This is a genomic window from Neisseria polysaccharea, assembly GCF_963392925.1.
Lineage (GTDB): Bacteria > Pseudomonadota > Gammaproteobacteria > Burkholderiales > Neisseriaceae > Neisseria > Neisseria polysaccharea.
The window spans coordinates 1-305 of the sequence record NZ_CAUJNZ010000042.1 but is presented as its reverse complement, the minus strand read 5'-3'; the positions used below and the strand labels follow the sequence as shown (position 1 = coordinate 305).

The following is a 305-nucleotide window of genomic DNA, read 5'->3' as shown; positions in this document are numbered from 1 at the left end:
GTTTTCCGCGTTTGGTTTCCGCTTGATAAATAATCCATTGCCGCCTACAAATGCCGCCTGTTTTTCAGACGGCATTTTTTACGCCTTGCCGCTGCGTTTGCGGTCGTTCAATTCGTCCAGCGCGTCATAGCCCGCCGTGCCGCTTATCCAGTATCGGACGGCTATTCCGCCGCTTTGGGCGCGTTTTGCCAGGCTTAATGCCGCCGTTTCCCCTACGGGGCGCGGTGCGTCGTGGTCTGCGATAACGGCAAGCTCTTTAATGCCGTCTGAAAGCTCCAGCCGCTTCATGCCGTTTGCGCTTAGGG

At 56.7% G+C, this 305-nt stretch carries 1 pseudogene; it reads right to left on the bottom strand.

Annotation, left to right across the window (positions count from 1 at the left end):
- Positions 1-78: 78 nt before the first annotated feature.
- Positions 79-305 (bottom strand): annotated as a pseudogene (locus RDY34_RS10565) (DNA primase); the annotation flags it as partial.